The 3,931-nt window shown below is 38.8% G+C and carries 3 protein-coding genes; all 3 read left to right on the top strand.

Annotation, left to right across the window (positions count from 1 at the left end):
• The first annotated feature begins 177 nt into the window (after window positions 1–177).
• Genes ABZA26_RS09545 through ABZA26_RS09535 form a run of 3 tightly spaced genes read left to right on the top strand, consistent with a single transcriptional unit; the run spans window position 178 to window position 3,706 of the window.
• Entirely contained in the window at window positions 178–912 is a 735-nt protein-coding gene (locus ABZA26_RS09545; RefSeq protein ID WP_372714294.1) for a DeoR/GlpR family DNA-binding transcription regulator, read from the top strand.
• A gap of 1 nt (window position 913) precedes the next feature.
• Window positions 914–1,828 carry a 1-phosphofructokinase gene (pfkB, locus tag ABZA26_RS09540; RefSeq protein WP_372714293.1) on the top strand — a complete coding sequence of 305 codons (915 nt, stop codon included), beginning with the start codon at window positions 914–916 and terminating at the stop codon, window positions 1,826–1,828.
• Between the two features lie 12 nt (window positions 1,829–1,840).
• Window positions 1,841–3,706, top strand: coding sequence for a fructose-specific PTS transporter subunit EIIC (locus ABZA26_RS09535; RefSeq protein ID WP_372714292.1), 1,866 nt, complete (start codon window positions 1,841–1,843; stop codon window positions 3,704–3,706).
• Window positions 3,707–3,931: the final 225 nt, after the last annotated feature.

Genomic DNA, 3,931 nt, shown 5'->3' with positions numbered 1-3,931 from the left:
AAATTTTTCCTCCCTTTACAGGGAGGATTTTTTTTATTTTTTGTATTCACAAAATAAGCATTTATGACTGTTTTCGGTTCTTTGTGTGATTTTTTTGATTGTTTTTGATTTTTTTTGGATGAATTTGGTTGATTTTTTTAAAAAATTAGTGTATATTTTAATTAAGGAGTTGATAAGATGTTAAGTCAAGAAAGGTACGACATAATATTGAATCTTTTGAAAAATAAAGAAATCGTAAAAATGAAAGAAATTGTGGACACTCTAAAAATATCTGAGTCCACCATCAGACGAGATCTGAGTTATTTAGAGGAACACGGTCTTCTTAAAAGAGTCCACGGGGGAGCTACTCTTCCTGAGAATTCTTATGAAGCTGATTTTAATACTAAAAATATACAGAATAAATTTGAGAAGGATAAAATCGGCGAAGCCGCTTCTAGAATAGTTTTAGAAGGAGAATGCATCTTCATTGACGCAGGGACTACCACAGAAAGAATGATAAAGTACCTTCAGGGCAAAAATGTAACTGTAGTGACAAACGGAGTCACTCACATACCTGAGCTTATGAAGTACAATATAAGGGCCTACCTCACAGGAGGAAGGATAAAAAATACCACGGGAGCTCTCGTAGGGGTAGAGACCATCGAATCTCTGAAAAAGTACAACTTCAATAAATGTTTTATAGGCGCCAACGGAATAGACCCAGAAACCGGCTATACAACTCCTGATATAGAAGAGGCAGAGATAAAAAGAGAGGTAATAAAAAAATCTCAAAAATCCTATATTCTTGCTGATCATAAAAAATTTGGCAAGACCTCTTTTGTTTCATTCGGAGAACTCAGAGACAGCACAATAATAACAGATAATCTTCCAGCAGAAGAATATCGAAAAAAAACTAAAATAAAGGAGTGTTAGTATGATATATACACTTACTCTCAATCCATCTTTGGACTACATAATCCAGATGAATTCATTTGTAGAAGGAAAGGTGAACATAAGCGAAAGCGAGCATAAACTTCCAGGAGGTAAAGGAATAAACGTAAGTCAGGTTTTAAAAAATCTCGGACACGAATCTGTTGCACTTGGATTTTTAGGAGGATTTACAGGAGATTTCATCCATGATGAGCTTCTAAAAAAAAATATAAAATGTAATTTTGTAAAATTAGAAGGAGACACCCGTGTAAATGTAAAAATGAAAAGCGGCAATGTGGAGACAGAGATAAACGGAAACTCTCCTATGATAACCCAGGAGAACAAAGATGAACTTTTCAGTAAGCTAAGAGAGCTAAAAGATGGAGATATTTTAGTAATGGCAGGAAGCGTCCCTCTGTCTTTTGACAGTGATGTCTATAAGAGGATCATGGAAGACCTTCCAAAGGGTGTCAAGGTAATACTAGACACAAAGGGAAAAGCACTGGAAGAGGCAGTAAAGGCAGGACCATTCCTTATAAAACCAAATCATCACGAACTGGAAGAGCTATTCAATGTAAAAATCCAAAACAAAGACGAGATGGTAGAGTACGGAAAAAAACTTCAAAAGATGGGTGCAAAAAATGTCGCTATATCCATGGCAGGAGACGGTGCATTCCTTATAACTGAAGATTCAGTTTATTTTGGAAACGTGCCAAAAGGCGTTGTGAAAAATTCTGTAGGTGCAGGAGACTCAATGGTCGGAGGATTTACCGCAGGGACAGCAGAAGGGCTCAGTATAGAGGAATGCTTCAGTATGGGAATCGCAGCTGGAAGTGCTTCGGCTTTTTCAAAGAACCTCTGTACACTGCGGGAAGTGGAGAATTTAATCAAAGAGATAAGAATAGAAAAAATAAATTAGTGAGGTGAAATAATGAAAATTTTAGACTTATTAGGAAAAGATACTATGGTCATGGACCTAAAGGGAAACACAAAAGAGGCTGTTATTGACGAGCTTATAGAGGCTCTTGATAAGGCAGGAAAGCTAAATGATAAAGAGGCTTACAGAGAAGCTATTCTAAAGAGAGAATCTCAGTCATCAACAGGACTGGAGGAAGGTATAGCTATACCTCATGCCAAGGTTGCAGCAGTTAAGACTCCGGCTCTTGCTTTCGGACTTCACAAATCAGGAGTAGATTACGATGCTCTTGACGGAGAACCGTCTAATTTATTTTTCATGATCGCAGCGTCAGAAGGTGCCAGTGATTCCCACATCGAGACCCTTACAAAATTAACCACCTCACTTCTTGACGATGACTTCAGAGAGGCTTTGCTAAAAGCAGAAACAAAAGAAGAGGTAGTATCTATAATATCTAAAAAAGATGAAGAGGAAGAAACTGTAGAAGAAGATAAGGTAATGGATTCCAGCGAAGGCAAATTTTTACTGGCAGTAACAGCTTGTCCTACAGGGATTGCCCATACATATATGGCAGCTGATTCTCTCAAGAAAAAAGCCGAAGAGATGGGAGTAAAAATAAAAGTAGAAACTAACGGATCTACAGGTGTAAAAAACCCACTGACCCAGGAAGAGATCGACAATGCAGCAGCTATAATTATTGCCGCTGATAAAAAAGTAGAAATGGCCAGATTTGACGGGAAACCTCTTTTAGAAGTTCCTGTAAAAGAAGGTATAAGAGATCCTGAAGGTCTTATAAAAAAAGCACTTGGTAAAGAAATCCCGGTATACAAATCATCCGGTGATAAAGGAACTGCTTCTTCAGGCGGGGAAAGAAAAGGGTTCTACAGACACCTTATGAATGGTGTTTCCAACATGCTTCCATTCGTCGTTGCAGGAGGAATACTGATAGCTGTGTCCTTCATGTTTGGAATAAAGGCCTTCGATCCTAATGATGCTGCATTTAGCCCTATAGCAAAATTCCTTATGGATATCGGTGGGGGAGGAGCATTCGCCCTTATGATCCCTATCCTTGCTGGTTTCATCGGTATGTCTATAGCCGATAGACCAGGATTCATGCCTGCCATGGTTGGAGGATTTATGGCAGCCAATCAAGGAGGAGGTTTCTTAGGTGGTCTTATTGCCGGTTTCATTGGTGGATATATCGTACTTGCAGTAAAAAAAGCTACAAACGGAATGCCACAGACATTAGAAGGTTTGAAACCTGTTCTGATTTTCCCCATCCTGGGACTTCTTTTCACAGGACTTGCTATGAAAATTATATTAATACCTGTAGTTTCTATCAATGCAGGAATGGCAAATTTCCTTACTAACATGGGTACAGGAAACCTTGTCCTTATGGGAATTGTACTTGGTGGAATGATGGCTGTAGATATGGGGGGACCTGTAAATAAGGCAGCATTTACGTTTGGTATTGCCGCTATAGAATCTGGAAACCTAGCTCCTCATGCAGCTGTTATGGCTGGTGGAATGGTTCCGCCTATCGCCATAGCACTGGCTACTACATTCTTTAAAAATAAATTTACACTTCAGGAAAGAGAGTCAGGACTTACAAACTACATCATGGGAGCTTCATTCATAACTGAAGGAGCAATTCCTTTTGCTGCAGCAGATCCTGGAAGAGTTATTCCCGCTTGTATCTTAGGTTCGGCTTTAGCAGGTGGATTAGCTATGATGTTCGGTTGTGAACTCCCGGCACCTCATGGTGGATTATTTGTTATACCTCTTGTAAAAAATGCAGGAATGTATCTATTTGCAATCCTGGCTGGTTCTTCTGTGTCAGCCCTTATAATCGGTGGACTTAAAAAGCCTCTGTCTAAATAATAAGATTCTATAAAATATAAAAGCCGTGGCTAGAGCCACGGCTTTTATATTTTTGTAAAGGTTAATCCAGTAAATAACAATTTTCAGAATCTCTACAGCTAATTTATTTTTATACTTTTAGCCACCAGCACACCTGTAGAACAGGCAGCCTGTATGTTGAATCCACCTGTATCTCCGTCAATGTCAAGAAGCTCTCCTGCAAAATAAAGTCCTTTTACAAGCTTT

The organism is Ilyobacter sp. (assembly GCF_041583315.1).
Lineage (GTDB): Bacteria > Fusobacteriota > Fusobacteriia > Fusobacteriales > Fusobacteriaceae > Ilyobacter.
Note: the sequence above shows the minus strand (reverse complement) of the source record. Positions and strands in the feature narration are given on the sequence as shown.